This window comes from Pseudovibrio sp. FO-BEG1, from assembly GCF_000236645.1.
In the GTDB taxonomy this organism is placed as follows: Bacteria; Pseudomonadota; Alphaproteobacteria; order Rhizobiales; family Stappiaceae; genus Pseudovibrio.
Window position 1 is genome coordinate 4,306,873 of sequence record NC_016642.1, and the last position, 25,536, is coordinate 4,332,408.

Genomic DNA, 25,536 nt, shown 5'->3' on the forward strand with positions numbered 1-25,536 from the left:
GTCGCAGATTATACCCTGCGCCATACTCACATCTCCTTAGGTAAGCCGTAGATTTGCGTATGACAATGGGAAGAGCCTGAACTGAAAACAGGCCGACGAAAATAGTTGTTGCGCAGGAACCTATGGCGGGTTCAGTGTTTTTTTAAGAGAAGTATGTCTTAAATTACACTCATCGCCTGCGTATTGTTGGAGACATAATATGGACGCTGTTTTGAGACCGGTTACAGAAACCGATCCCACGGCTACAGAAGACAACAAGCTCCCCAACCGCCCTAGCCGGGCTGAAGCTGAGGCTGCTGCGCGCGTACTTCTTCAATGGATCGGAGATGATCCGGAGCGCGAAGGTTTGCTGGATACACCAAAGCGCGTGGTCAAAGCCTACGAAGATCTTTTCTCCGGTTACAAGGAAGATCCTCGCGAGCATCTGGAACGTACCTTTGAAGAGGTCGGTGGATACAACGATATTGTGCTGCTGAAAGATATCACTTTTACATCTTTCTGTGAGCATCACGTCCTGCCATTCACAGGCAAGGCGCATATCGCCTATTATCCAAACCATGCTGTCGTGGGCCTTTCCAAGATCGCACGTGTTGTAGAAATCTACGCACGTCGCCTTCAGACACAGGAACATCTGACCGTTCAGATCGCAACTGCACTGGAAGAATATCTGGCTCCTCGTGGCGTCGCCGTCATGATCGAAGCAGAGCACCAGTGCATGTCCATGCGCGGCATTCAAAAACAGGGTGTCTCCACACTCACCAACCGGTTCTCCGGTGTTTTTGAAGACAATGCCTCTGAACAGGTACGCTTCATGACAATGGTCCGTTCGTAAGCGCGGACCATTCATCAGAAAATTCGAGCATTTCATGTCGACGAATATTAAAGCCGACGGCTTTGCGCCGCGCGCTGACAAAAACGCAATTGAACTGGGCGATGAACTCTGCCCGAAATTTGACGAAAATGGTTTGATTGCTGCTGCAGTCACTGATTTCGACAGCGGTGAGCTTCTCATGGTGGGTTATATGAACTCCGAGAGCCTGCGCCGCACAATCGAAACCGGTGAAGCATGGTATTGGAGCCGCTCCCGCCAGGAGTACTGGAAGAAGGGTGGCACCTCTGGTCAGGTACAGGAAGTCATTGAAATCCGTACCGATTGTGATCAGGACGCAATCTGGCTCCGCGTCAAAGTCCATGGCAACGGCGCCACATGCCACGTCGGCTATCGCTCCTGCTTTTTCCGGAAAGTAAACTCGAACGAAACCGGCGATGTCTGGCTGGAGAAGACAGAAGTCGCTCCGGTATATGACCCCCAAGAAGTTTACGGGAAAAAACAGTAGGTTTCGCTGCGCCCCGATTCAGTCTTTTTATAGGTTTAAATAGCATAGTTACCCCAAGGTAACGTTGACTATTCAACCAGTGTAAAGACAGTCGGGGAGATGGCAGTGCTGCAAAATCTACCTCTGTGGCCCAACAGCAAACAGCCTGTAGAAGAAGAGCCTGAAACACCCACCACCATTCCAGAGCCGGAGATCACCCCCGGCATTGGCCTGGCACTTGGCGGAGGTGCAGCCCGCGGCTGGGCGCACATCGGTGTTCTCAAAGCTCTTTCAGAAGCAGGCATCCAACTGGACTTCATCGCCGGCACCTCGATCGGCGCCGTCGTCGGCGGCTGCTATCTCTGTGGTAAGCTGGATCAGCTTGAGGAGTGGGTCGTCTCCCTTTCCCGCCGCCGCGTCTTCAGCATGGTCGATCTCTCCTTCGGCGGCTCAGGCCTCATCTCTGGCAAAAAAGTCCTCTCCCTGTTCGAAGACCACTTCGGCGGCATCATGATCGAGGATCTCGACCGCCCCTTTGCAGCAGTCGCAACCGAACTAGGCACCGGCCATGAGATCTGGTTGAAAAAAGGCCTGCTCACGCAAGCCATGCGATGCTCCACCTCCCTTCCAGGCGTATTCGAACCCGTTGCGTACGGTGGCCGCTGGCTGGTGGATGGAGCACTGGTCAACCCGATCCCCGTCTCCGTCTGCCGGGCCATGGGCGCAAGAGCAGTCATTGCTGTCAACTTGAACTCAGACACATTTGGCCGCGGCTCCACAGTGGTGCACGAGCTCCCCCCGATCCCGAAGGACATGATCCCGGAGATCGACAGCAAACTCAACAAAGACCCCGGTGGCACGATCAAACGCGTGCTGAGACGTCAGATTTTTGGCGGAAAACAAAAGGGGTTGCCCGGCATTTCAGGTGTTATGATGGATAGCTACAACATCATTCAGGACAGGATTGGCCGCTCACGTCTGGCGGGAGACCCACCAGACACCATCCTCACCCTGCGCCTGTCCCATCTTGGGCTGTTCGACTTCCACCGCGGAGAAGAAGCTATCCGCGTCGGCTATGAAACCACATGCCGGGCCTTGCCGGAAATCCACCAGTTGGCAGAAATGCAGCCATAATACCGGCACTCGCATCACACGAATGATGCGGTGTAAAATAACGAGTTTTGGAAGAAATGACTGCTGTGCCTAAACAGCACAGCAGTGAACCAGCAGATCAGACTGCCTGAATGTAATTGCGAAGGTCGTCCGCCTCACGCTCCACCTGAGCGATACGGAACTTCACGATATCACCGATCGAAACAAGACCGATCAGCTTGCCATCTTCCACAACAGGCATATGGCGGAAGCGGCCTTCGGTCATGCGGGCCATAACACCGTTTACAGAGTCTGCTTCCGTACAAACAGCAACCTCTTTGGTCATGTATTCGCTAACGGGTTGGGCGAGAACGTCAGGACCCTCCATGGCGATCGCCTGAACAACATCACGTTCTGAAACGATACCGACAATCACGCCCGGCTCGTCACACAACACAATCGCACCAATGCGACGTCCGCCAAGGCTCGCGCATATTTCGCTCAAACTACGTGTGCTCGTTTCCGTATAAACGTCCCGCCCTTTGCCGTTCAATATGGCAGCAACTGTCATGGCGACCTCCTCGTTTGTTTATGCCATCCTTCTTTCTCAGAGAAAAAAGAGGAAGAGAACAAATCTAACCCTACGGTATCATGGCACAAAAAAACAATACTTGCCTAGCCACCAACTTAGGTGCTGTTAACATATGTAGTTAGCTAACTATTAAGTAGTCAGGACCAACGCCGTTTAATCGGATCTAAGAGTGGGAAGAGGATCAATCCAGCCACAAATCCACCTACGTGAGCTTGCCACGCAATACTTACACCCTCACCTGCGATAGGTGCTGACCAGATTCCAAACAGGAAGTTGAGACCGAACCAGACAAGGATAAAGGTGAGTACGCGCCGATCACTCAAAGCTTCCATCAAAGGACGCGCAGGAACAGCATATGCATGAGTATCATGACGGCGGAAAGAACTCATCGGCCCGCCTGCTTCAAAGATAAACCGCAAAGAAGCAGCCATCTGGCCGGAAACTGCAGCAGAGGCACCAATCACTGGCACCTGATCTCCCCAGTTGGTTGCCAGATGCGCACCGGCGCCAGCAACAGCACAAACCGCAGAAAGAAGCAGGAACCGCGTCGCGCCAAACCGGCGGGCAACCGCACTGCCAAACACAGCCATCCAAAGCACGTTAAAGCCGATATGCTCAGCACTCCCATGCAGGAAACCATAGGTCAGGAAGCTCCAGACCGCAGAAGCCGTTTCACCCGGCCAGGAATATTGAGCCATAAAGCCGCTGACATAACGAACCGGCCAGAAGGCAAACAGAAGTAGCGTCTGCACTTCTTCATTCGGAGAAAGAATGTAAGCCCGAACCAGATGGATCCCTATGAGGATAAGAGAGAGACCAACAACCACAGTTGGCAGATTGAACATCGGCTCCCGTGCTGGGCGGTGAAAATACGGACCGTCCGGGCCCTGATGCTCTTCGTTGGATTGGTTCATTTCATTACAGACCCGAAAATTGCTGTCCCATTTTGAACTAGGGTAACTTGGCACAGTTCGCAAGGTTTGGCACAGAATGTAAGGATCAAATAAAAACAATAAACCGCCAGCACTCCCCCAAGCGCTGACGGTTTATCGGAGCTTCTCCCCGTTTGGCGTGTGATTTCCCGATTTTTCTGGCTACGTACAAAACGCAGCAAACCTAGGTTTTCCGCCGAAAATAGCTCAATTCTTATGGCCTCAAGGGTTCAGGTGAGGCAACTGCAACCAAGATTATATAAACTGCCGGACACCACAACTTAAACCCTTTGTTAAGGTTAATATTTTATTAAATTTTTATGATATTTGTAGTTTGGCATGCTCCCTGCTTATTCCCCACCATAGACCAGCGGATAGTTAAAGTTGTCCATAAAAAGGACACTGACCCTAATGGGAACACCCAATAAGCGGACTGGGGAAGGCAGGAATATGAAACACGGCGCATCACGGATACTCTTTGAATACTGGGACGAAATTCGGGCTGAACGTCCAGCACCAGAACGGGGCGACATTCAACCCTCCGCCATCAAAAGTGTTCTCGGTGATACCTTCATTCTGGAACTGGCAAAGCAAAACAACTTCCGGTTCCGCCTGGCAGGTACACGCCTATGCTCCCTGTTCTGCCGCGAGCTGAAAGGCCGTAGCTTCCTGGACGGTTGGGACGAGAAAGACCAGCAGGCCGTCACTGCCATGCTCTCCGCAATCACGCAGGACGGCGCAGCCGCTGTCATCAGCTTCACCGGCACCACAGAAATGGGCCAGTCCGTCGATCTAGAACTCCTGCTCTTGCCGATACGCGTTCAGGGCGAAGGCTGCACGCGCATCCTCGGCTGCATGGCTCCTCTAAAGCGTCCGTTCTGGCTCGGCGTTCAGGCCATCTCCAAGCAAAAAGTAAACAGCTTGCGCTTGATCTGGCCGGATGAAGATGCACCGCTCTTCAGCGAAGAAAATGAATGTGTCCCACATTTCGGAACGCCAGCACACCGTGCTGTTGGCCCAATGGAACCAAGGATAAGTCGTGGTAGCCGCTTGTCACGCCCTGCCGCACCAAAAGCCGTTGAAATTCCAAACAGCCGACAGGTAGGACATCTTAGAGTTGTTGATGGTGGCAAAATTTAAACCTGTACGGCTCACCTGAGTTACCATTCTGTTAACCTTGTTTTCCTAGGGTGTGACCCAAGTTTCGTATTAGACAATAATCGCGTACTCGGGATTCCTAGGAAAATGGCAGGGCGCACAGCGACCAACAGAATTGCTGCACTCGCGGCAAAAGAACCTGACAGACGCCGTTTTTCCCGCGTTGAAATCAACGTGCTTGGCCGCTTCATGCTGGAAAACAGACGCGAGTACCCTTGTCAGGTGGTCAACATGTCCCCTGGCGGCGCCGCTTTCATCTCCCCTGTTATGGGCGAAATCGGCGAACGCGTTGTTGCCTATCTCGATCACATTGGCCGTGTTGAAGGTAAAATCGTCCGAGAAATCGACGGCGGCTTTGCCATGACAGTGAATGCCAGCGCACGCAAACGCGACAAGCTGGCATCCGTCCTCACATGGTTGGCGAACAAAGACGAACTCAACCTGCCTGAAGATCGCAGGTTCGACCGCTTTGTTCCAAAGAACCCAATGACCAAGATCATCCTGCCAGATGGCAGAGAGTACGCTTGCCGTATCGTGGACGTGTCCCTCTCTGGCGCCGCACTCAAAACAGATGTGCGCCCAGCCCTTGGAACACCGATTACGCTCGGTAAGATGCGTGCACGCATTGTCCGTCATTTCGAAGAGGGCATCGCAGTCGAGTTTGCAACAGTTCAGAACAAGGAGTTGTTGGAACACCACATCTCCAACGCTGAAAAGCGCTAAGGCTCAACCGCAGCGATTCCTCGTTTTCAACGGTTAAGCATCAGCTTTTCGATAAATTTATAAAAAAATATTTGCGGTGAATTTTATATGCAAGAAGCACAATTTTCCGCGATTATCTTTAAATTAACCGTACTTATGCCGACGAACTCTCGCAGCGTAGCCTTCAAAAACTAGAGATTTCTGCGGACTCTTTAATTCATTACAATTTGAATTAAATTTAACTCTTATTTTCATCTGATTTAATTTAATTACGATGTAAACTTGAGTTAAATGCAGATCGAATTTGATTAAATACTGAGTTTAAAGGTTATAACCAAATAAAAGCGCCCGAATGAAAGTAGAGCCAGCCATGATTGGAGGGCGCTACTTGTGTTTGAGTATAAGCTGTTCGCGAAAAGTGTATTGGGTATCGCGTTGAGCGGATTTATGGGTCTGTCTCAGGCGAATGCCGAGCAGGTTCCGGGTCGTTTCATGCCCGTCATCGGACAAGCAAGTGCCCCTGTTGGTCATATCGAATTCTGCCAGAACTACCCTCAGCAATGCCGCTATGGCACCAACACCCCTCTCGTTGTCCGCCTGACCAAAGAACGTTGGCAAGAGCTTCTGGACGTCAACGCCTCCATCAACACTCAGGTGCGCCCGCTTACAGATGAGCAGCTCTTTGGCGTGGCGGAGTACTGGACCTACCCGCAAGGTGCCGGTGATTGCGAAGAGTATGTTCTGGAAAAGCAACGGCAGTTGATCGCACTAGGATGGCCGCCAAGCGCCCTGCTCATCACCGTTGTGAAAGACCTGAACAATGGTGGACATGCTGTCTTAAGCGTGCGCACGGATCAGGGAGATCTCATTCTCGACAATCAGATCTCATCCATTTTGCCTTGGTATTCAACCCCATACCGCTATGTCAAACGTCAATCCGCTCGTCACGCAGCAGCTTGGTCCGCCATTTCCGACAAACGCGTCACCACCGTGGCAAGCATCCCTGAGTAAGGCACAAGCTACCCAAAGCAATAAAAATGCCGCGGAACCTGTCCGCGGCTTTTCTGTTTTAAAGTGCGAATGCACTATCAGAGTTCAACAAGCTGCTCTTTAAAGCGCTGCGCATTCATCACATAACCATCAGCGGAGCGGATAAGCATTGCCTGTGCGTCTTCATCCAGCTCACGAACCACTTTACCCGGCATACCGACAACGAGGGAGCCATCCGGAATAACCTTCCCTTCTGGCACCAGCGCATTCGCGCCAACAATGCAACCTTTGCCGATCTTGGCACCGTTCAGGATCGTGGCACCCATGCCGATCAGAGATCCCTCACCGATTGTACAGCCATGCAGGATAGCTTTGTGCCCAACGGTGCAGTTCGCACCAATAACAAGCGGATACCCCAAATCCGTATGAAGTACAGAGCCGTCCTGAATGTTGGAACGCGCGCCAATGTGAATGAGTTCGTTGTCACCACGCAATACGGCGCCAAACCAAACATTCGCTTCCTCATCCAGTTGCACATGCCCAATCAGACTTGCACATGGCGCGACCCAGTAGTTTCCGTTTTCAGGAACGTTAGGGCTTCTGTCTCCAAGCTTATAAAATGGCACAAGGTTCTCCTAGATTGCACAAATCAAATCCCGCGCAATCTAGCATAGGCCCAGCTTAAAGTGCCAAGAGAAAACTCAAAACAAACGTACCGGAAAGAATGCTCCACATAGCGGTCAAACCACCAGCAGCAGCAAGCATGCCCGGACTAAAGCTCTCCCAGTAATATCCTTGGATCGCATTGCGCATGAATATAAACGGCCCGGCAACCAGCCAAAGGCCGACGACAATCAGCCAGGAGACTGGCCCTTTCATCTCGGCAAAGAACTTCGGCGGCTCCCCCGTCACCAACTGATAAAAACTACCCAGAATACCCGCGGTCACAAACCCGGAAGCCGCTATAAACGCGGCCAACAACAATTCGCTCAGCATGCACTCCCCCACTCTTCGCTGGCTCATCCCAGCTCAATCGCGATACAGTGCAGTTGAAAGCAAATCCTATGCCGCATGCCATCCTCAGTTAACCTCTTGTTAATATTTACATATAGGAAAGCACTGGAAATTTCCGGGTAGGCTGGAGAGGCAAATACGTTTCATTTCAGGATGCAGAGCGCATCTCACGTTTCATTATGATGCAAAAAGGGCCCCGAAACGGAGCCCTTCAAACCTATCAGATTTGCGTGGTGCCTTAGAGGCCTTCCACGTCAATATCGAGGATAGCCATCTGGAAATTCCAGCTCAGTTCGCCATCTTCCTCATCGCGGAAGATCACGCCGAGAAACTCGTCGTTGATATAAACTTCAGCAGAGTCATCTTTACGAGGACGCGCGCGCACTTCAAGTTCTGGCGACTTGAATGTGTTACGCATGTAGGTTTGCACCTTACGAATTTCATCAGGCTTCACAGCCGTCTCCTTACCAGTTTCACTTCAAACTTGGGGCACAAACTATACAAGTTTATCCTCGTGCCAACCCTAGGAAACTAGCTTATCCTTGTTTGTTTTGCGAGGAAAGTCCTTGACCTTGGCCTAACATTTGATCCATGGCCCGGGCCGGTTGGTCGCAACCAGCTTCGCCCACAACCTTTGCAGGAACACCCGCCACTGTGGTGCATGGCTCAACGTCTTTCAGAACAACGGAACCAGCCGCCACACGTGAGCAATGACCAATCTCCAGATTACCAAGAACTTTGGCACCGGCACCAATCAGAACACCCTGACGGATCTTCGGATGACGATCACCGGAAACCTTTCCTGTCCCGCCAAGGGTAACCCCCTGAAGGATGGAAACGTCATCTTCAATAACAGCAGTACCGCCAACCACAATGCCTGTGCCGTGGTCAAAGAACACACCACGTCCGATTGGAACTTGCGGATGAATGTCCATCTGGAACACTTCAGAACTACGGCTCTGTAGATAGAGCGCAAAGTCCTCGCGGCCCTGAGCCCAAAGCCAGTTCGCCAGACGGTGGGTTTGCAGCGCGTGGAAGCCTTTGAAGTAAAGGAGCGGTTCAAGAAAACGGTCACAAGCAGGATCACGATCAAAAACAGCTGAAAGATCAACGCGGAAAGACTGCGCGATCTCCGGCGCCTGATCCAGCGTATCCAGATAGGTCTGTCGAATAAGAGAAGAAGAAACAACCACGTGGCCCAGACGATCCGCCACACGATGAACAATCGCTTCCTCTAAAGAGGAATGATTCAGGACGGTCTCATACACAAAAGACGCAAGCGCAGGCTCAGAGCTGGCCATGGCTTGAGCTTCAGCTTTCACGCGATCCCAAACAGGATCATGAGAGGCCAGCTCCTTGGGGCTACTTGAAGAAATTTGCACCATGAAAGAATGTTCCTTTATGAATAGGACCTATTCAACCTTACATAGGTGCAGACCATTTCAATCCAAGTCCCACCTACTCGCTTTGAGTTATCCGCCTATAGTACATCACGCAGTATTGCCATTAGAGAAAGCCCGTACCAAACCCACAACATCAAAGAGAAAGAGAAACTACATTTTCGAATAAATGCAGAACTTCATTCTAATTTCAGGCTGCGGCTTGGTACTCTTTTAGAAATGGCATGATCGCGGCAGTAAAAATATCATTCACATCGCCTGCCACCATATGACCAGCTTCTTTCACATCTGTGAATTGTGCGTGCGGAACCAGTTCAAGAAATTCATCAACGTGGCTCTGTTTCACAAGCTCTGAGGCCGCACCACGCACCAGCATGCTCGGCACCTTCAGGTTGGCTGCAGCTTCCAGCAACTGGCTCTGCACCTGCTCTTTCATATCGGCACGGTCTGCATGGTGGGTGATAAAGCGCGGATCCCAATGCCAGCGATACCGGCCATCTTCTCGCAACCGCAGGTTCTTGGAAAGGCCATCCAGCGTTTTAGGACGTTTGCGATGTGGCAGATAGGACGCGATCATTTCAGCAGCTTCTTCAACACTGCCAAATCCGTCCTCTACCTTTTCCGCCATGAAAGAGAGGATCTTGTTCACCCCGCCCTCATCAAGGCGAGGCGTCACATCCACGAGGATCACACCAGCAAGAGCACCGGGGCGCAGCGCCCCTTCCGCCAGAATAGATGCAAGACCACCCAGCGAGGCACCGATCGCAATTGGCTTGATACCGGTTTCCTCATGGATCTGCGCCGCCGCCGCTGCAACATCAGCACCGAAGTCGGAGAAGAAGTACTTCTCTCCATCCACCCATGCACTGTCACCATGGCCACGCATATCAAGACAAAACGCCTGCATCCCTGCATTGGCGATCATCTCAGCAGTCTTGCCCCACGAATGTCTCGTCTGCCCGCCGCCATGCATCATCATCACGGTCTGGCCTTCTGCGCCATACCGGTCAGCGACAATACGGTTGCCATCGGCTCCGATAAATTCGTGGGTACCTCTATTCATGAAAACTGCTCCAAAAATTCTAATGTGCCTTTTTTGAAAATCTTGTCGCCAACAGCCGTCATGTGGTCCCGGTTAGTGATTTCCAGATAGCTGGCATTCGGCATCAGATCAGCAAGCGCTTTTGGATCACCGGCCACATCATCATTGGTGCCGACAGCCACCAGTGTAGGCGCCGTAATGGTCGATACCATGTCCTCGGAAATCGGTTTGCGGGCAGACTGCATGCAAGCAGCCAACGCACGTCTGTCAGACTTGGTCTGCTCGGCAAACGCTCTGAAGGCACGACCCGTCCGGTCTTTCACATCAGAGATTTTGTCAGCCAGCAGGCCTTCAATAATAGGCTCAGGATTCCCAACGCCGGAAATCAAGCCATATCCCATACCGCCAAGGGTCAGAGAACGCACACGATCAGGTGCCTGCAAAGCACAGAACGCTGAAATGCGGGTTCCCATGGAATAACCAAGCAGGTCTGCTTTATCGATATAAAGATGATCAAGCAGCTTCAGCGCATCTTCTGCCATCACAGGTGCGCCGTAATCCTCGCCATTATAGTACTTGTAGCTTTCGCCGTGACCGCGGTTATCAATCGCAATCACACGGCGACCATCCTTCACCAGCAGGTCCACCCAACCAGGGTACACCCAGTTGACGAACTTGTTGGAGGCGAATCCGTGGATCAGCAGGATTGGGTCGCCCTCTCCTTCATCAAGATAAGCGATAGGACGATCATTATTGTTGAATATTGGCATATTACCTAACGTTTACGTAAAGGAAAACTATGGGATCAAGGGAGGGTAAATGTAAGTATCAAGAAAGAAAAGGCCAAAGACCTATCAATTTGGATTAGTCCCTTAACTATACACACAGAACGAAACAGTACCGTTTTCGCCTTAAAACCTCAGTGCTAGGTGAAAAAACGCAGTACAGTTGTGGACCGCATAGGATGCAGTGCAATCAATCTCCTAGAAAACCTGTTTTTTTACGCAGAACCAATTTATTGTCACCGGCAAAATTTATGTTCCATGGAGCTTGGCAAACAAATGGCCGATAAAGTCGTACCACACTTCCACAACAGCAACGGTGTAGAAGCCATCAAAATTGGCGCCAAAGAGTTCATGTGCATCGGCGCAAAGCCACCACTGGATCACCCACATGTATTCCTCGACATGGGTGCTGATGACAACGCGGTTTGCCCTTACTGCTCTACCCTGTACCACTACGACGCCAGCCTGGGTTCCCACGAATCCAATCCAGCTGATTGCGTATGGACACCTGATGCGGCTTAACAGCCGTATCACTTAAACGATAAAACGAATAATCAGTAATCCCGCTGCAATGCCTGTCCCCTGTTTCAGGCAAAGCACGGCAGGAAAGCTGCGCAATGATACCAAGAAATATTGCTATTGCAGGAGCCGGGATCGCCGGCCTTACAGCTGCGCTATATCTCGCCCGTAAGGGCCACAGTGTTTTCCTGTTCGACGCTGCTCCAGAGCTTTCCGAGGTCGGCGCGGGAATTCAGTTGTCTCCCAATGCTATGAGATGCCTGCAGGCCCTAGGTCTGGGCCCTGCCCTCATGGCAAGAGCCGTTTCCCCTTCCAGCGTGAATATTCGCTCCGGTCAGGATGGCTCTCAACTGGCAACGGTTCCTCTGGGACGGATCGCAGAAGACCGCTACGGCGCACCATATTATGTGATCCACCGTGCAGATCTTCAGCAGCTCCTGCTCGAAGCTGTTCAGAACACGCCGGAAGTGACCCTGCGCCTGGACACCAAGATCGATAGTGCTGAGATCAGCGGTGACACAGTTAAGCTGAACGGTGCTGCCTTTGCCTCTGGCATAGAGGGTGTGCCGGAACTGTTTGATCTGCTCATTGGTGCCGATGGCGTGCGCTCCAGCATTCGCCAGAACACTCTGGGCGGAGCACCAGCAAAGCACACCGGCTTTGTGGCCTACCGCGCCACAGCAGAACCGCCGTTCAATCTGGAACACCTGCTCAGCACCTCTGGCCTCTGGCTCGCCCGCAACGCGCATCTGGTTCAATACCCGGTAAAAAACGGCAAGCTGCTCAACATCGTCGCCATCACCAAGGAAAGCTGGGAAGAAGACACCTGGTCCCATCCTGTTGGCCGCGATGACGTGCGTAAGCATTTCCGCAATTGGACACCAGAAGCACTGCGTCTGGTCTACCTGCCGGAAACATGGACACGCTGGTCCCTGTGTGAGGTCGACACCCGTCCGGCCTGGACCCAAGGACCGGTCACTCTCATCGGAGATGCCGCCCACGCCATCCTGCCGTTTTCTGCGCAAGGGGCCGCCATGGCTATTGAGGATGCAGCAGTACTTTCCAAGATGGTCGACAAACACGGCGCAACACCTCAGGCGCTTCAGGCCTATGAAGCTGCCCGTCGTCCACGCATCCAAAAGATGAGTAAGCTCGTAAAGTGGAATGACTGGGTCTACCACATGGGCTTCCCGCTGCGCATACCACGGGACATCGTCATGCGCTCCAGCACACCGAGCCAGCTTCTGGATCGGTTGAACTGGATCTACGAGTGGTCTCCAGAAGACGAAGATATCTAAAGCGAACCTCCGGAAAGTGCATACCAGTTTTCGGAGATGCGCATAAGCAAACGATAAAGCAGTTTGCTCGATCAAGGATCATGTCAAACTGCTTTATCGAAGCATATTGAGTTTCGAAGGAATACAGAAAGCCATGACCAACAAAATCATCACAGCGGGCTATGTCGTGATCGGCGACGAAATCCTGTCAGGTCGTACCAAAGACAAGAACATCGGCTTTCTGGCATCCTACCTGACCGACATCGGCATCGACCTGAGCGAAGTGCGTGTTGTGCCAGACGTTGAGGAGAAGATCGTCGAAGCGGTCAACGCCCTGCGCGCTGAGTACACCTATGTCTTCACCTCCGGCGGTATTGGCCCAACCCATGATGACATCACCGCCGACGCCATCGCCAAGGCCTTTGGCGTTTCCATCGATCTTGACCCACGCGCTTATAAGCTGCTGGAAGATCACTACGGCGCAGAGAACTTCACCCCTGCCCGCCAGCGCATGGCCCGTATTCCTGATGGTGCGGATCTGATCGAAAACAAGGTCTCCATCGCACCGGGCTTCCGTATTGAGAACGTCCATGTGATGGCCGGCGTTCCTGCGATCATGCAGGCCATGGTGGACGCCATCGCACCGACTCTGGAAACCAGTCAAAAGATGCTTTCCGTGACAATTGAGGCCGCTCTTCCTGAGAGTCGCATCGCGCAAGACCTAGGGGAAATCCAGAAAAACTACCCGGAAACCTCAATTGGCTCGTATCCGCAGTCAAAAGATGGAGTATTTTCCACACAGGTTGTTGTGCGATCTAGGTCAAATGATGTACTGGAACAGGCCAGTGAAGCCGTCCGAGCAGCCGTAGAAGCTGCAAAGACAAAATTTCTTTGAAAGAAGACACATGGATAATCAGCAGCAATCCAAAGCATTCCCGGTCTCTTGGGACCAATTCCACCGCGATTGCCGTGCCCTCTCTTGGCGCCTCGCCGACAAAGGCGAATTTACAGCGATTGTAGCCATCACACGTGGTGGCCTTGTTCCAGCTGGCATTATTGCACGTGAACTGGGTGTTCGCACCATTGAGACAGTTTGCATCGCATCTTACCACGATTACGACGATCAGGGTGAGTTGAAGGTCATCAAGCCTATCGATCCAAAAGTGATCGGCTCTGAAGGCGGCGAAGGCATCCTCATCATTGACGATCTGGTCGACACCGGTAAGACAGCAAAAGTTGTTCGCGAAATGCTGCCAAAAGCACACTTTGCAACCGTATACGCCAAGCCGATGGGCCGCGATCTGGCTGATACCATTGTGACCGAAGTTTCTCAGGACACCTGGGTGTACTTCCCATGGGATCTGGGCATGCAGTTCCAGCCACCAATCTCTAAAGATACCGCAGGCTAAACAGCCCGGCGGAAGTCTGCATAAGAGTTTCAAAGCCTCGGCCTCACCGCCGGGGCTTTTTCTTTTGCTCGGTTACTTGCAGAGCTTCACGCTGACGAAGACACCGAGCAACAAAATGCACGCTGAGTGTGATTGGCAACGTGGCCCACCAGAGTTTCACGAGAACAATGACTGCGCTAACTCCACCAAACCCAGCAATAATCAACCAACCAAGCACACCACCGTTTACTTGTAAAAACGGCTTCGCTCCAAACTGATCAAAAGCAAGGAAAGATAACGAGTACAGTAGTCCTGAAGAACAGGCGGCACAGCCAATACCAAAAACTGAAAGGAGAAAACCCTCATGTCCTCGTTTCCCAAACAGGGGACAGAAAGACCATGAGCTTAGCAGCACAGCAACAACCAAAGGCAGGAACATTTGAGTAATGAAAGGTAGGGAAAGGATCCCTTCCTGATCCCTGGGGAAAACATTCATCCCAAAAACCAATGCAAGGGCATACCCAACAGCCACTATAACAACAAAAATATCTACCAGTTTCACAGGCCGCAAAAGACTGCCTCTTAAAGTAGAGACAATCTTACTCAACACCGCACCTCAATAGCCCGGTCTGCAATGATCTCATCAGCGGTCAGACGGCAGCCGATCGCATAGACCTCAACACCTGCCTTCACAGCTGCATCAAAGGCCTCGCCGTACTTCCTATCAATGTCACGAGCCAGAACAAGCGCATCGCAGTCATCACGCTGGATCAGAAACACCATGGCGGCACGGTGACCTTCGCGAACCATATCAGCAAGCTCATCCAGATGTTTGGCACCGCGAGCAGTTACCGCATCAGGAAACTCAGCAATCCCATCTTCACGAGCCAGCGTCACGTTCTTCACCTCAACATAGGTGCGCTTATCGCCCTCGCCTTCCAGCAGGATATCGATACGGGAGTTCTTGCCGTACTTCACTTCACGGCGCAGCTTGTCGTAGCCGGTCAGCTCAGGAATGCGCCCGGCCTCAATGGCTTCTTCTACAAGACCGTTGGGACGGCTGGTGTTGATCCCCACCATCGCGCCATCAATCTCAAGCATTTCCCAGGAATACTTCAGCTTGCGCTTTGGATCATCATTCGGCGTCAGCCAGACTTTGATGCCCGGCTCTTTCAAGCCCATCATAGAACCGGAGTTGGCGCAGTGCGCAGTGATTTCCGCTCCGTCTTCATCCAGTATCACATCAGCCAGAAACCGTTTGTAACGCTTAATCAGCCGGCCCGTAACCAGCGGCACATCAAATCGCATCGCGACCTTCCAAATTTTTCAGATTATTTGGACCAGAAATCAGGATCCAGAAGAATGAGAACCGTAAACAGTTCCAGACGCCCCAGCAACATCGCTGCACACAAAATCCATTTCACAGGATCAGGCAGCGGCGCAAAGTTTCCAGCCGGACCAATCATGGTGCCAAGACCCGGACCAACGTTACCAACGGAGGTTGCTGCGGCAGAAACGGCGGTCACCAGATCCAGATGGAACAGAGAAAGGATCAGCGTCAGAATGCCAACGGTGCCGATGTACACCACGAGGAACGCAAGAACGGAGAACGTCAATTCAGGGGTCAGATGCGTATTGCCGTAGCTCACGGAAATCACACGGTTCGGACGCACCATCCGGCGCATATGCGCAATCACGGTGCCAAAGAACACGAGGAAGCGGAAGACCTTGATACCGCCCGTCGTGGAACCAGTACACCCACCAACAAACTTGAGCAGGAAGGCAAGACCAATCACCGGCGCTCCCCAGGAGGTGTAATCCCCCATGGCATAACCCGTACCGGTCACCACAGAAATCACGTTGAACGCAGATTGCAGGATCGCACTGCCAAAGCTATCCGCATTGCCGGAGGTACCCAGATAAATCGTCAGAGCAAGAGAGATAAGTCCCACCAACCAGAGGAACGCCCGCACCTGCGGATCACGCCAAAGCAACATCGGCTGACCGCGCAGCGCCTGAATGATCAACACGAATGGCAGCGCGCCAACGATCATAAACACCACAGCAATCCAGCCGGTCACTGGGTTGGTGAAGTATCCGAAGGAGTTATCATGCGTGGAGTAACCACCGGTCGCAATCGTCGTCAGGCCATGGTTGAACGCATCAAACATGGTCATGCCGGAGAACCAGTAAAGCACGATACAAAGGCTGGTCAGCAGCAGATAAGTCATACTGATCAGGCGGATCAACTCGATGGAACGGCTAACAATCTTCTCACTCTGGTCAGAGCTTTCGGTCTGGAACAGCTGCATTCCACCAACGCGCAGAAACGGCAAAAGAACGATCGCCATAACGACGATACCAACACCGCCCATCCACTGCATCAGTGAGCGCCAGACCAGCAAGCCCGGAGGAAGTGAGTCGAGCCCCGTCAGCACTGTTGAGCCCGTGGTCGTAAACCCGGAAACAGCTTCAAACGCAGCATCCACGTACGCAATACCAAGCCACAGGAAAGGCAAAGCACCAAACGCAGGCAGCGAAACCCAGCACAAAGTCGTCAGGATAAATGTCTGGCGTGTATCCAGCCCATCACGCAGCGCACCACCCATGGCAACGATAAGCAACATGCCAACGAGACCAGTGATTAATGCTGAAATAATAAAGGCTTGCCAGTCAGCATTACGCGACACAACATCCACAAATGCTGGGATGAGCATGGCAGCAGCAAGGCCGACATAAAGGTACCCAAGCACACTTAAAACCGGTCGTATGGAAACCAACATCTATACCGCCGACATCAAATCCAATTTAGCCCGCCCGCTAGTCACATATTGTCCCTTCACGGACGAGATTGGAACGGTATGCTCTCAAACATTTATGAAGCATTGGTTTTAGGCCACTTAGTGATATCTGGCAATTGAATTAATCGGGCAACTACCTATTCACACAATAGAATGGGCACAGTCCCCTCGGATATGCCCACTACACAAAAACCAAGATCTCTCAGGGACGTAGCGTCACCGCCAGAATTCAGGGTTAAACAGCACCAGCACAGTGAAGAGCTCCAATCTCCCCAGCAACATGGCAGCAGAAAGGACGATCTTCGCACTGCTTGGAATGTCGGCAAAGTTTCCGACTGGGCCAACCACATCACCAAGTCCCGGTCCCACGTTGGAAACTGCAGTGGTCGCCGCACTCATAGCCGTCACCAGATCGAGACCCAGACCACCAAGGATAACCGTGATCAGCCCCACCGTAGCCATGTAAACAACAAGGAACGCCAGAACGGAAAACGCAAGATCAGGCGTGATTTTGGTATCCCCATAGCGCACAGGCACCACCTGATCAGGCCGGATCATCTTGTTCATGTAAGCCCGTACGGTGCCGAAGAACACGATAAAACGGAAGATCTTGATGCCACCACTGGTCGACCCCGTACAGCCGCCAATAAACGTCAGCATCAGGAAGAAGCCCATCATCGGCGGACCCCAGGCCGTGTAATCGCCAAGGCCATAGCCGGTGGTGGTGATGATGGAGATCACCACAAACAACGCTTCCACCACAGCGCGGCCAAATGTGAACTTGTTTTCGATGCCAAGATACAGCGCCGTCATGCTGGAAAGAATGATGATGACAAAGATAAACGCCCGCGCCTGCGGATCCTGCAGCAGCGCCATCGGATTCTTGGTCAGGGATTTGATCAGAACTACAAACGGAAGACCAGAAGCCAACATGAAGACCACAGCCACCCACTCTGCCGCCGTGCTCTCAAAGTACGCAAACGAGGCATCATGTGTCGAAAAACCACCGGAAGACAGCGTCGTCATCGCATGGTTCACCGCATCAAATAAAGACATGCCAGAGAACACATAAAGGATCGCACAGGTCAGCGTCAGCATGATGTAGACACCGCCAATCAGACGCGTCAGATCAGTAGCACGCGCCACGATCTTCTCACCACGATCAGAACTTTCAGTCCGGAACAGCTGCATACCACCGATACGCAACAGTGGCATAAGCAGGATCGCCATAACGATGATACCAATACCACCAATCCACTGCGTCAGAGACCGCCAGAACAGCAAACCCGGAGGCATCCCATCCAACCCGATCAGTACAGTAGACCCTGTTGTTGTGAAGCCCGAAACACTCTCAAAGAAGGCATTCTCAAACCCGATACCGAGACTGAGAAATGGCAGCGCACCACAAACCGGCATCACGAACCACGACGTCGTGGTTAGCAAAAACGCCTGACGAATGGTGAGGTGTTCAAGCTTGTAGTTGGCGGTTGAAACCGCAAGCAACAGACCCAGAAGGCCCACAAAAAGAGAGGAAAGTGCAAACGCAATCCAGTCAGGATTGCTGAAGTAGATATCCAGCAATGCAGGCGCCAGCATCAAAATGGCCAGCCCAACTAGAAAATATCCAAGCACCCGTAATACGGGACCCACCGTCGCCATTATATCTCTCATCTCAAGATGGGCGCAGCCTCAGGCAATTGCACCAACAAGCTTTAATCTCAAATCCTACAGAATCCCGGTTAAGCTTCTCAGCAGAAGGGCGCAGTAAATCACTCTGATGATGTTTGAGGTTACTGGACCGTGAAAATCTGAAGGGTCATATCGGACCAGAACAGTCCGGCAGCATGGAGCGTTTATCTACGTCAAAAGTAGAACCCCGCCAAGTTTTTTCTGATCAGGATATCCCCTCGGCATGGGTGTGCAGCATAATAGAACTGCAATGCTGCCGTGTGAGACGCCGACTTAGTGTCACCAAAGCACGATTTAAACTCGGAAAAACACGTGCACCGCACATTCCCACAGTACTGCGACAATACTACCTATAAGTCATTCTACCGCGACAGGATGTGACCCTCGGATCACATTTTTCATCAGCCTTAACATGCGCTCCGCCTGAATTAATTTCATTATACTATTGTTTTAAATGAGATATTGAAGACTGAAATTTCACTACACTTAAAAACAAGGCAATTCAACAAAATCAACTAGATAGCTCATATCGTCGCAGTTTTTCGCCTTATAGATTTCATCAATAACGCGATAGACTCATACGATTTTATTTAAGCTGCAACCTTCTGCAAGTTCTCGCTGAACACCGTAAGCTTCCCTACGTCATTTCAGGTAGGGCCTTGCGGTACTGAAGAACAGGGGAAGGGTACTCATGGTCTGAATTTGTGGTTTGCAGGGTCCGTTTCAACGACCCGGGAACCCGGAAGGAAAGTCAAAGCGAGTTTGTAACCGCTGACGCAGCTGCACTTTAAAACCTCCCATAAAGCTGCAGCTCAAACCCGAAATCCTGACGGTTCCAGCTCCTCCCGCAAACCAGAAATCAAGACCATGAAACGAGATGCCTTCATCAGCTTCGCTGAGCAAGCAAGCGTCATGAAGCCAGCCTCTCCTTTCCCCCGTCAGTTTTATGGAGAATGGCTGTTATGCTTCAGCAGACAGACAAGCACGAAGAATCCTATAGCGAGGCACACAAGCCTGCCAGCGAGTTCGAGCAACGGTCCGATTATCTGGACCACGAACTCCAGATCATGAAACCACGCCGTTGGGGCCTCAACCTCCCAGGCCGCGACTTCCGCTTTGAGATGGAAGACTTTGTTCCGGCAATTGCAGGCACCATCGGCATCTCCGTGATGTACTCTGCGGTTATGACTGCATGGGCAACCGGCCTCACCGCGAAATGGCCTCACGTTAATCTGGGCGCTGAGTGGATCATCGAGGTGGTTCGCGTTGAGATGCTCATCCCTGCTCTGATTTTCTGCATCATCGGGTCCGGCTTCCTGAACCCACGTGCAAACCTTGCAGGTAACCACGGTCCAATGATCCCTCTCATTGGTTCCATCGCTCTTGCAGGTGCACACCCACTGGCACTGGCAGCCCTCGTCTGTCTCTTCGGCTTGCTCCTCAGCTACTTCAAAGGCGGCTCCCGTCTGGTGAACTTGACCAGTCAGGGCGTTGCAGGTGGCTTGCTCGTGTTCCTCGGCTTCATGGGGGCAAAGGGGCAGATCACATCCCTCTTCACCTGGGCCGGCGGCCTGCAGGCGAAGCATGATCTTGCCTACAGCCTGTCATACGTTGCTCTGGCAATCTTTGCAGTCAACATCGTTCTTTATGCCTTCCTCGCAAAGGTCGGCAAACGCTGGCTCGCAATTCCAGCTTGCTCTGTTGTAGCGGTTGTTCTGGCTCTTGCTCTTGGCGCCGGTGTTGACCTCCAGTTCACCACAGCTCCTGGCCTGCCAAACATGAACCCATGGTACTGGTGGGGTTCCACTGAAACCGGCTGGCAGCTCGGTATTCCTGGCTTCAACCACTTCGTTGCTTCCCTGCCTTGGGCAATTCTGGCAGTGGCAATGTGGTCCCCGGACTTCCTTGGCCACCGTATCTTCCAGGAACTCAACTACCCTAAAAACACCGATAAAGTTCTGATGGACGTTGATGACACCATGACCTGCTGCTCCCTGCGTCAGTTCACCGGTACATTCTTCGGCGGTGGTAACATCACTTCTTCCTGGGGCACCTACATGATCCCAGCTGCGATCGCGAAGCGTCCAATCCCTGCAGGCGCAATCCTGCTCGGCACCCTCTGCATCGTTATCGCGACCATCGGCTACCCAATGGACGTAGCAGTATGGCAGCCAGTGATGTCCTGTGCTCTTCTCGTTGGCGTGTTCCTTCCACTTCTGGAAGCTGGCCTGCAGATGGTGAAGTCCAGCAACGACACCAACTCCGCTGGTATCTGCATCTTCGCAGCAATCGTCACCAACCCTGTTCTGGCATGGGCAATCACCATGTTCCTCGACAACAACGGTCTGATTGGTGACAAAGAGCGCGCAGAACGTCTGAGCTTTGCAGACCGCATCGTCATTCCAGCAGGTGCAGTGATCATCTGTACTCTGGCAATGGCCGCAGTTGGCATGCTCCCCGGTATTCCAGCTCTGCTGTAATCCTGAGTAATCAAAACCAAAAAAGCGCATCGCCCAGCGGTGCGCTTTTTTGTATTCGCAACCACTGCGACAATACGCACCTGAGTAAAACCTGACGTCAGTAACGCACAGTACGGATGACAACCATCCTCCAATCTGACATAAACAAAGACATCAAGCGAAGCTACTTCTCTGATATTTCAAAATAAATCAGAGCGTGCAAAATTTTTCACCGCACTATCCTTGCTCAACTCCCCACTTCTGCCCATCACGAACCAGCTCTGTAATAGATTACATCTATAACGTGATAGACTCTGGCGATTTCAACCAGCCATGTGTTAGATGCAAACTCAACGTATGGATGCAGGCCTCCTCCCTCTCGCCTGCCTCCTAGGCACATCCCCGGAATGGGGCTCGGTTTTCGGAAACAGGATGTAGCCGCAACACAAGATTGAAGCGGTTTGCCGAGCGAGGCGAATGCAAACCGCTTTGATTGCTCTAGGGGTTTGCTGATGTTTAAAATACCAAGCTTTATGCTGAAAGACGCGATTGTCGCCAAGCCGGGCTTCAATCGTTGGCTCGTTCCACCGGCTTCCATTGCAATTCACCTGTGCATCGGCTCTGCCTATGCATGGAGTATCTACAACCCGGCGCTCATCAGAGAAATTGGCGGCATCGCACCAGCAGCTGAAGATTGGTCCCTCAGCTCTGTCGTGTGGATCTTCTCTGTAGCGATCCTGTTCCTCGGCCTGTCAGCAGCAGTTGCAGGCAAATGGCTGGAAAAAGTCGGTCCACGCTGTGTAGGCACAACAGCAGCCTTCTGCTGGGGCGGTGGCTACATCATTGGCTCAATCGGCATCATGACACACCAGTTATGGCTGCTGTATCTGGGCTATGGCGTTATCGGTGGCTGTGGTCTGGGCCTCGGATACGTCTCCCCGGTTTCTACCTTGATCCGCTGGTATCCTGACCGCCGCGGTCTGGCAACCGGCATGGCCATCATGGGCTTTGGCGGTGGCGCGATTATCGCTGTTCCGCTGAAAAGCTGGCTACTGGGCCTCTATGCCAAAGCACCTGACTACCTCGGCCCACTCGCCGACGTGCAGACAACCGTCGAAAACGGTATCCGCTATGTACAGGTCGCTGGTGCAAAAGTAGAAGCAATCGTCGTCAGTGCATCACAGGCAGAAGCAGCCTTCGAAGGGGCAAAAGCAGGCGTCTATGTTGCTGGCACAGGCAACACCGGTGCAGCATCCACCTTCCTCACACTGGGTATCGTCTACTTCGTCGTGATGATCCTAGCGTCCTTCGCCTATCGTATTCCAGCACCAGGCTGGAAACCTGAAGGTTGGGAGCCTCCACAGGAAGACCCAGCAAAGCAAGGCCTGATCACCCGCAACCACGTGCATATTGATACAGCACTGCGCACTCCTCAGTTCTATCAGCTCTGGATCGTGCTCTGCTTCAACGTGACAGCTGGTATCGGTGTGATCTCTGTCTCCAAAACCATGATCTACGAGATCTTCGGCAACGGCATGCCAACCATCGTCGATGGCGCATTCACCGCAACCTACGTCTTGATGATCTCTGTCTTCAATGCCATGGGCCGCCTCGGCTGGTCTACTCTCTCTGACTATATTGGCCGCAAGAACACATATACCGTCTTCTTCGTACTGGGCTCTTTCCTATACCTGTCCATTCCGCTCATCGCAGCAGAAGCAGGCGCAAGCCCATCTGTGATGTGGCTGGTTATGTTCTACGCAGCCACCATGACCATCTTCACCATGTACGGCGGTGGCTTTGCAACAATCCCTGCGTATCTGGCAGATATCTTCGGCACCAAGTTCGTCGGTGGTATCCATGGTCGCCTGCTCACCGCATGGTCTGCAGCTGGTGTGGCCGGTCCGTTCCTCATCACATTCCTGCGCGAACGATCTGTAAACGCCAAGATCTATGAGTTGGCAGAAAAAGTTGATCCAACTGTCTTCCTCCAAACCTTCGGCGAAGGCAAAGAGAAGCTGGCTGAACTCATCGCAGCAAAATCCATCTCTGTTTCCAGATTGATGGAAGTGGCTCCGGAAGGAACGATTGATCCAACCCCAAGCCTCTACAACACAACGATGTATGTGATGGCTGGTTTGCTCGTCGCAGCACTTATCTCCAACCTTCTCATGAAACCAGTCGATCCGAAGTACCACATGGCAGAAGACGCACTGGGTGAAGGAGAAGCTCCAACAACAAAACCGGCAGAAACTGGCAAACGGACCTCAGCGCCAATGCCTGCCGAATAACAAAGCAAACCCAAACAAACTAAGCCCGCGATCTTCGCGGGCTTTTTTTTATCTCATCATCAGAAAATGAAAGCTCTACTCAACAGGCGCAGGAAGAACCGGCTTCTTATACTGAGCTGCACACTCTGCCAGAGAGGTGATAATCGCAGGCTCAAGCTCGCGCTTTGTCATCACCATACCGATACTGTGAGAAACAACCGGCTTGATCAGTGGAACAGACACAATCCCTGCTCCCAGCGACAGCGCTGAAAACTCAGGCAAGATCGCACAGTAACCCGCACGGATGAAACCGCCCAGCGACGGAATTGTCTCCGCCTCAATCTCAGGATCAAGCTCCACGCCAAGGAACCTGAGCGTGCTGTCCACCATCATACGGTTCTGCAGGTTAGGCGAAAGCGCAACCATACCGCCAGCATTCACAGCCGTCTCCCACTCCACAGCCTCAGCACTTTGCAAGCGGTGCCCAGCGGGCATGAACAGACGATAGTCTTCCTCATAGAGCGTAAAGCTGCTGTGCTTCTTGGCATCGCTGAACTGAGTATAAGTGATGCCAGCATCAATCTGATAATCTTCAAGAGCCTTGTGGATCTCATCATGGCTCATCAGCTGGATCGTGGCATGCGCATGCGGATGGCTTTTCTTCAGGTCCAGAATAAGAGACGCCGTCGCCACATCAGCGGATGGAATAACGCCAATGTTGACCTTGCCGAACACCTCAGCGCTCTTGCCAGCAACCTCATTCCGCAAGCTGTTGCAGTCCGCAAGCACCTTCTTCGCCCAGACGAGGATCCGCTCCCCTTCAGGCGTCAGGCCATGAAACTTTTTGCCGCGCTCAATGATCGGCACGCCCAGCTCAATCTCTAACTGTCGAATTCGGCCAGACAGCGTTGGCTGTGTCACGTTACAAGCCGCTGCAGCGCGGGTGAAATGCCGCTCTTGAGCCAGAGTAACGAGGTATTGTAACTGCCGAATATCCAAGGACGCTCACCCTTCACACAACGCTTGATAGAAACGCTCTATAGCACAATAGAGCTTTCAGATCAGAATGGGCACGGACACTATAGCGTATCGCCGAAAAGTGGAAGCCGGTTTTCGGATAAAGATACGCAAGCAAAAAATGCTAATGCAGTTCATCAGATCCAGCCCAGATGCGAACTGCATTAGCATTTGTTTTCTCAAAGAAAAGCAAAACAAATGCGCTGCGTACTTACGCCACAGGAATATCAGAGCAACCTTTTCACAGGGTTCATGGGGCGAACCATCACTTGGCCACATTGCCTCTCTTATCTGCAAGCAACAGTTTTCAGTGATTTGCAATCGGACCCTCCATGGCAAAAACCATTTCACGTCCGCTCCTTTGGGCCGCGGGCACAGCCTTTTTCGTGATGCTGGCAGTTTTTGCCACTTATCTGCTGCTGCCTTACGACCTGCCCGGCTCTGCAAACCTGACAAAAGTAAAAGAGGAACGCCTGCCCGCCCTGCGCGCGGATCTCACCTTCAAAGGTATGGAGCTGGGAAGTCCGGTCTTCTTGAGGGTGTTTAAGGAAGAAAGCCGACTGGAAGCCTGGGTCAGATCCGGCAAGACCTATCAACCCTACAAGTCCTGGGAGATCTGCAAGTACTCTGGCGATCTGGGGCCAAAACTGAAAGAAGGCGACGGCCAGTCACCGGAAGGCTTCTACAACGTCTCAGCCAGACAGCTGAATCCGAACAGCCGATACCACCTCTCCTTCAACCTCGGTTTCCCGAACGCTTTCGACCAGTCATTAAGCAGAACGGGTTCTTACCTCATGATCCACGGCAACTGCCTCTCCATCGGCTGCTACGCAATGACCAATCAGCATATCGAGGAAATCTACCTGCTTGTCGAAGCTGCACTGCAAAGCGGACAAGACACTGTCCCGGTTCACATCTTCCCCTTCGAGATGACCGAAGAAAACCTCAGCAAACACAGCAGCTCCAAATGGCATCCGTTCTGGCGCAACCTGAAACAAGGCTACGACCTCTTCGAACAAAACCGCATACCACCAGCTGTCTCGGCACAAGAAGGCCAATACCAGTTTAGTATCTAAATTTCAGGGAGAGAGTT

26 protein-coding genes are annotated in these 25,536 nt (G+C 52.2%); 13 read left to right on the forward strand and 13 right to left on the reverse strand.

What is annotated here, in order from left to right; all coding sequences use genetic code 11:
• The first annotated feature begins 199 nt into the window (after window positions 1–199).
• The 3 genes from folE to PSE_RS19395 all read left to right on the forward strand — a co-directional run bounded on the left by folE (window position 200) and on the right by PSE_RS19395 (window position 2,450).
• A complete protein-coding gene (gene folE / locus PSE_RS19385; protein ID WP_008547794.1) occupies window positions 200–832 on the forward strand; it encodes a GTP cyclohydrolase I FolE in 633 nt (210 codons plus the stop codon).
• Window positions 833–866: 34 nt separating this feature from the next.
• A complete protein-coding gene (gene hisI, locus PSE_RS19390) occupies window positions 867–1,337 on the forward strand; it encodes a phosphoribosyl-AMP cyclohydrolase (RefSeq protein WP_014286380.1) in 471 nt (156 codons plus the stop codon).
• 99 nt (window positions 1,338–1,436) lie between these two features.
• Complete coding sequence (locus PSE_RS19395; RefSeq protein ID WP_014286381.1) at window positions 1,437–2,450, forward strand: patatin-like phospholipase family protein; 1,014 nt, start codon at window positions 1,437–1,439, stop codon at window positions 2,448–2,450.
• A 97-nt stretch (window positions 2,451–2,547) separates the two neighbouring features.
• Here the strand turns inward: PSE_RS19395 and PSE_RS19400 are convergent, their stop codons facing one another.
• Together PSE_RS19400 and PSE_RS19405 are read right to left on the reverse strand one after the other, a co-directional pair.
• Window positions 2,548–2,979, reverse strand: coding sequence for a CBS domain-containing protein (locus tag PSE_RS19400; RefSeq protein WP_008547558.1), 432 nt, complete (start codon window positions 2,977–2,979; stop codon window positions 2,548–2,550).
• Window positions 2,980–3,137: 158 nt separating this feature from the next.
• Window positions 3,138–3,914: a rhomboid family intramembrane serine protease gene (locus PSE_RS19405; protein WP_014286382.1), complete on the reverse strand. Its 777-nt coding sequence runs from the start codon at window positions 3,912–3,914 to the stop codon at window positions 3,138–3,140.
• Window positions 3,915–4,382: 468 nt separating this feature from the next.
• Here PSE_RS19405 and PSE_RS19410 point away from each other — a divergent pair, with 468 nt between their 5' ends.
• The 3 genes from PSE_RS19410 to PSE_RS19420 all read left to right on the forward strand — a co-directional run bounded on the left by PSE_RS19410 (window position 4,383) and on the right by PSE_RS19420 (window position 6,803).
• Complete coding sequence (locus tag PSE_RS19410; RefSeq protein ID WP_014286383.1) at window positions 4,383–5,072, forward strand: PAS domain-containing protein; 690 nt, start codon at window positions 4,383–4,385, stop codon at window positions 5,070–5,072.
• A 105-nt stretch (window positions 5,073–5,177) separates the two neighbouring features.
• A complete protein-coding gene (locus PSE_RS19415) occupies window positions 5,178–5,813 on the forward strand; it encodes a PilZ domain-containing protein (RefSeq protein ID WP_008547755.1) in 636 nt (211 codons plus the stop codon).
• 369 nt (window positions 5,814–6,182) lie between these two features.
• Window positions 6,183–6,803 carry a transglutaminase-like cysteine peptidase gene (locus tag PSE_RS19420; RefSeq protein ID WP_008548152.1) on the forward strand — a complete coding sequence of 207 codons (621 nt, stop codon included), beginning with the start codon at window positions 6,183–6,185 and terminating at the stop codon, window positions 6,801–6,803.
• Between the two features lie 77 nt (window positions 6,804–6,880).
• On the opposite strand, the gene PSE_RS19425 is transcribed toward PSE_RS19420, so the two are convergent.
• The 6 genes from PSE_RS19425 to PSE_RS19450 all read right to left on the reverse strand — a co-directional run bounded on the left by PSE_RS19425 (window position 6,881) and on the right by PSE_RS19450 (window position 11,008).
• Window positions 6,881–7,408: a gamma carbonic anhydrase family protein gene (locus tag PSE_RS19425; RefSeq protein WP_014286384.1), complete on the reverse strand. Its 528-nt coding sequence runs from the start codon at window positions 7,406–7,408 to the stop codon at window positions 6,881–6,883.
• Window positions 7,409–7,463: 55 nt separating this feature from the next.
• Window positions 7,464–7,778 (reverse strand): hypothetical protein, encoded by a 315-nt coding sequence (locus PSE_RS19430; protein ID WP_014286385.1) that lies wholly within the window; start codon window positions 7,776–7,778, stop codon window positions 7,464–7,466.
• 256 nt (window positions 7,779–8,034) lie between these two features.
• Entirely contained in the window at window positions 8,035–8,250 is a 216-nt protein-coding gene (locus PSE_RS19435) for a DUF3126 family protein (protein WP_008547690.1), read from the reverse strand.
• An 82-nt stretch (window positions 8,251–8,332) separates the two neighbouring features.
• Window positions 8,333–9,181, reverse strand: a complete 849-nt coding sequence (gene cysE, locus PSE_RS19440) for a serine O-acetyltransferase (RefSeq protein ID WP_014286386.1) — start codon at window positions 9,179–9,181, stop codon at window positions 8,333–8,335.
• A 205-nt stretch (window positions 9,182–9,386) separates the two neighbouring features.
• Window positions 9,387–10,259, reverse strand: coding sequence for an alpha/beta fold hydrolase (locus PSE_RS19445; protein WP_014286387.1), 873 nt, complete (start codon window positions 10,257–10,259; stop codon window positions 9,387–9,389).
• Window positions 10,256–11,008: an alpha/beta fold hydrolase gene (locus PSE_RS19450; RefSeq protein ID WP_008547659.1), complete on the reverse strand. Its 753-nt coding sequence runs from the start codon at window positions 11,006–11,008 to the stop codon at window positions 10,256–10,258. The genes PSE_RS19445 and PSE_RS19450 overlap by 4 nt, the downstream gene beginning before the upstream one ends.
• Before the next feature lie 291 nt (window positions 11,009–11,299).
• Here PSE_RS19450 and PSE_RS19455 point away from each other — a divergent pair, with 291 nt between their 5' ends.
• The 4 genes from PSE_RS19455 to gpt all read left to right on the forward strand — a co-directional run bounded on the left by PSE_RS19455 (window position 11,300) and on the right by gpt (window position 14,228).
• The gene (locus PSE_RS19455; RefSeq protein ID WP_174519171.1) at window positions 11,300–11,545 is read left to right on the forward strand and encodes a zinc-finger domain-containing protein; all 246 of its coding nucleotides are present in this window, start codon (window positions 11,300–11,302) and stop codon (window positions 11,543–11,545) included.
• A gap of 95 nt (window positions 11,546–11,640) precedes the next feature.
• Window positions 11,641–12,840, forward strand: a complete 1,200-nt coding sequence (locus tag PSE_RS19460; protein ID WP_014286388.1) for an FAD-dependent oxidoreductase — start codon at window positions 11,641–11,643, stop codon at window positions 12,838–12,840.
• Window positions 12,841–12,973: 133 nt separating this feature from the next.
• The gene (locus PSE_RS19465; protein WP_014286389.1) at window positions 12,974–13,714 is read left to right on the forward strand and encodes a competence/damage-inducible protein A; all 741 of its coding nucleotides are present in this window, start codon (window positions 12,974–12,976) and stop codon (window positions 13,712–13,714) included.
• Between the two features lie 10 nt (window positions 13,715–13,724).
• On the forward strand, window positions 13,725–14,228 hold the full coding sequence (gpt, locus tag PSE_RS19470) for a xanthine phosphoribosyltransferase (protein ID WP_014286390.1): 504 nt from the start codon (window positions 13,725–13,727) through the stop codon (window positions 14,226–14,228).
• A 43-nt stretch (window positions 14,229–14,271) separates the two neighbouring features.
• On the opposite strand, the gene PSE_RS19475 is transcribed toward gpt, so the two are convergent.
• The 4 genes from PSE_RS19475 to PSE_RS19490 form a co-directional block, all read right to left on the reverse strand.
• Window positions 14,272–14,814 (reverse strand): hypothetical protein, encoded by a 543-nt coding sequence (locus tag PSE_RS19475; RefSeq protein WP_041768693.1) that lies wholly within the window; start codon window positions 14,812–14,814, stop codon window positions 14,272–14,274.
• Window positions 14,811–15,515 carry a DNA/RNA nuclease SfsA gene (sfsA, locus tag PSE_RS19480; protein WP_014286392.1) on the reverse strand — a complete coding sequence of 235 codons (705 nt, stop codon included), beginning with the start codon at window positions 15,513–15,515 and terminating at the stop codon, window positions 14,811–14,813. Before sfsA ends, PSE_RS19475 begins: the two co-directional genes overlap by 4 nt.
• Window positions 15,516–15,538: 23 nt before the next feature.
• Window positions 15,539–16,990: a TrkH family potassium uptake protein gene (locus PSE_RS19485; protein ID WP_008547878.1), complete on the reverse strand. Its 1,452-nt coding sequence runs from the start codon at window positions 16,988–16,990 to the stop codon at window positions 15,539–15,541.
• Between the two features lie 234 nt (window positions 16,991–17,224).
• On the reverse strand, window positions 17,225–18,640 hold the full coding sequence (locus tag PSE_RS19490; RefSeq protein ID WP_014286394.1) for a TrkH family potassium uptake protein: 1,416 nt from the start codon (window positions 18,638–18,640) through the stop codon (window positions 17,225–17,227).
• Window positions 18,641–19,659: 1,019 nt separating this feature from the next.
• Between PSE_RS19490 and PSE_RS19495 the strand changes: the two genes are divergently transcribed.
• The gene (locus PSE_RS19495; RefSeq protein WP_208982197.1) at window positions 19,660–21,177 is read left to right on the forward strand and encodes a DUF3360 family protein; all 1,518 of its coding nucleotides are present in this window, start codon (window positions 19,660–19,662) and stop codon (window positions 21,175–21,177) included.
• Window positions 21,178–21,668: 491 nt separating this feature from the next.
• Entirely contained in the window at window positions 21,669–23,447 is a 1,779-nt protein-coding gene (locus tag PSE_RS19500; protein WP_041768695.1) for an OFA family MFS transporter, read from the forward strand.
• Window positions 23,448–23,522: 75 nt separating this feature from the next.
• Here PSE_RS19500 and PSE_RS19505 read toward each other — a convergent pair whose 3' ends face one another.
• Window positions 23,523–24,425 (reverse strand): LysR family transcriptional regulator, encoded by a 903-nt coding sequence (locus PSE_RS19505; protein ID WP_014286396.1) that lies wholly within the window; start codon window positions 24,423–24,425, stop codon window positions 23,523–23,525.
• 350 nt (window positions 24,426–24,775) lie between these two features.
• Here PSE_RS19505 and PSE_RS19510 point away from each other — a divergent pair, with 350 nt between their 5' ends.
• A complete protein-coding gene (locus tag PSE_RS19510) occupies window positions 24,776–25,519 on the forward strand; it encodes a murein L,D-transpeptidase family protein (RefSeq protein WP_083841592.1) in 744 nt (247 codons plus the stop codon).
• Window positions 25,520–25,536 lie beyond the last annotated feature (17 nt).

Coding starts and splice junctions, on each gene's coding strand:
- folE (WP_008547794.1), top strand. CDS start 200: ATGGACGCTGTTTTGAGACCGGTTACAGAAACCGATCCCACGGCTACA.
- hisI (WP_014286380.1), top strand. CDS start 867: ATGTCGACGAATATTAAAGCCGACGGCTTTGCGCCGCGCGCTGACAAA.
- PSE_RS19395 (WP_014286381.1), top strand. CDS start 1,437: ATGGCAGTGCTGCAAAATCTACCTCTGTGGCCCAACAGCAAACAGCCT.
- PSE_RS19400 (WP_008547558.1), bottom strand. CDS start 2,979: ATGACAGTTGCTGCCATATTGAACGGCAAAGGGCGGGACGTTTATACG.
- PSE_RS19405 (WP_014286382.1), bottom strand. CDS start 3,914: ATGAACCAATCCAACGAAGAGCATCAGGGCCCGGACGGTCCGTATTTT.
- PSE_RS19410 (WP_014286383.1), top strand. CDS start 4,383: ATGAAACACGGCGCATCACGGATACTCTTTGAATACTGGGACGAAATT.
- PSE_RS19415 (WP_008547755.1), top strand. CDS start 5,178: ATGGCAGGGCGCACAGCGACCAACAGAATTGCTGCACTCGCGGCAAAA.
- PSE_RS19430 (WP_014286385.1), bottom strand. CDS start 7,778: ATGCTGAGCGAATTGTTGTTGGCCGCGTTTATAGCGGCTTCCGGGTTT.
- cysE (WP_014286386.1), bottom strand. CDS start 9,181: ATGGTGCAAATTTCTTCAAGTAGCCCCAAGGAGCTGGCCTCTCATGAT.
- PSE_RS19445 (WP_014286387.1), bottom strand. CDS start 10,259: ATGAATAGAGGTACCCACGAATTTATCGGAGCCGATGGCAACCGTATT.
- PSE_RS19450 (WP_008547659.1), bottom strand. CDS start 11,008: ATGCCAATATTCAACAATAATGATCGTCCTATCGCTTATCTTGATGAA.
- PSE_RS19455 (WP_174519171.1), top strand. CDS start 11,300: ATGGCCGATAAAGTCGTACCACACTTCCACAACAGCAACGGTGTAGAA.
- PSE_RS19460 (WP_014286388.1), top strand. CDS start 11,641: ATGATACCAAGAAATATTGCTATTGCAGGAGCCGGGATCGCCGGCCTT.
- PSE_RS19465 (WP_014286389.1), top strand. CDS start 12,974: ATGACCAACAAAATCATCACAGCGGGCTATGTCGTGATCGGCGACGAA.
- gpt (WP_014286390.1), top strand. CDS start 13,725: ATGGATAATCAGCAGCAATCCAAAGCATTCCCGGTCTCTTGGGACCAA.
- sfsA (WP_014286392.1), bottom strand. CDS start 15,515: ATGCGATTTGATGTGCCGCTGGTTACGGGCCGGCTGATTAAGCGTTAC.
- PSE_RS19485 (WP_008547878.1), bottom strand. CDS start 16,990: ATGTTGGTTTCCATACGACCGGTTTTAAGTGTGCTTGGGTACCTTTAT.
- PSE_RS19495 (WP_208982197.1), top strand. CDS start 19,660: ATGCTTCAGCAGACAGACAAGCACGAAGAATCCTATAGCGAGGCACAC.
- PSE_RS19500 (WP_041768695.1), top strand. CDS start 21,669: ATGTTTAAAATACCAAGCTTTATGCTGAAAGACGCGATTGTCGCCAAG.
- PSE_RS19510 (WP_083841592.1), top strand. CDS start 24,776: ATGGCAAAAACCATTTCACGTCCGCTCCTTTGGGCCGCGGGCACAGCC.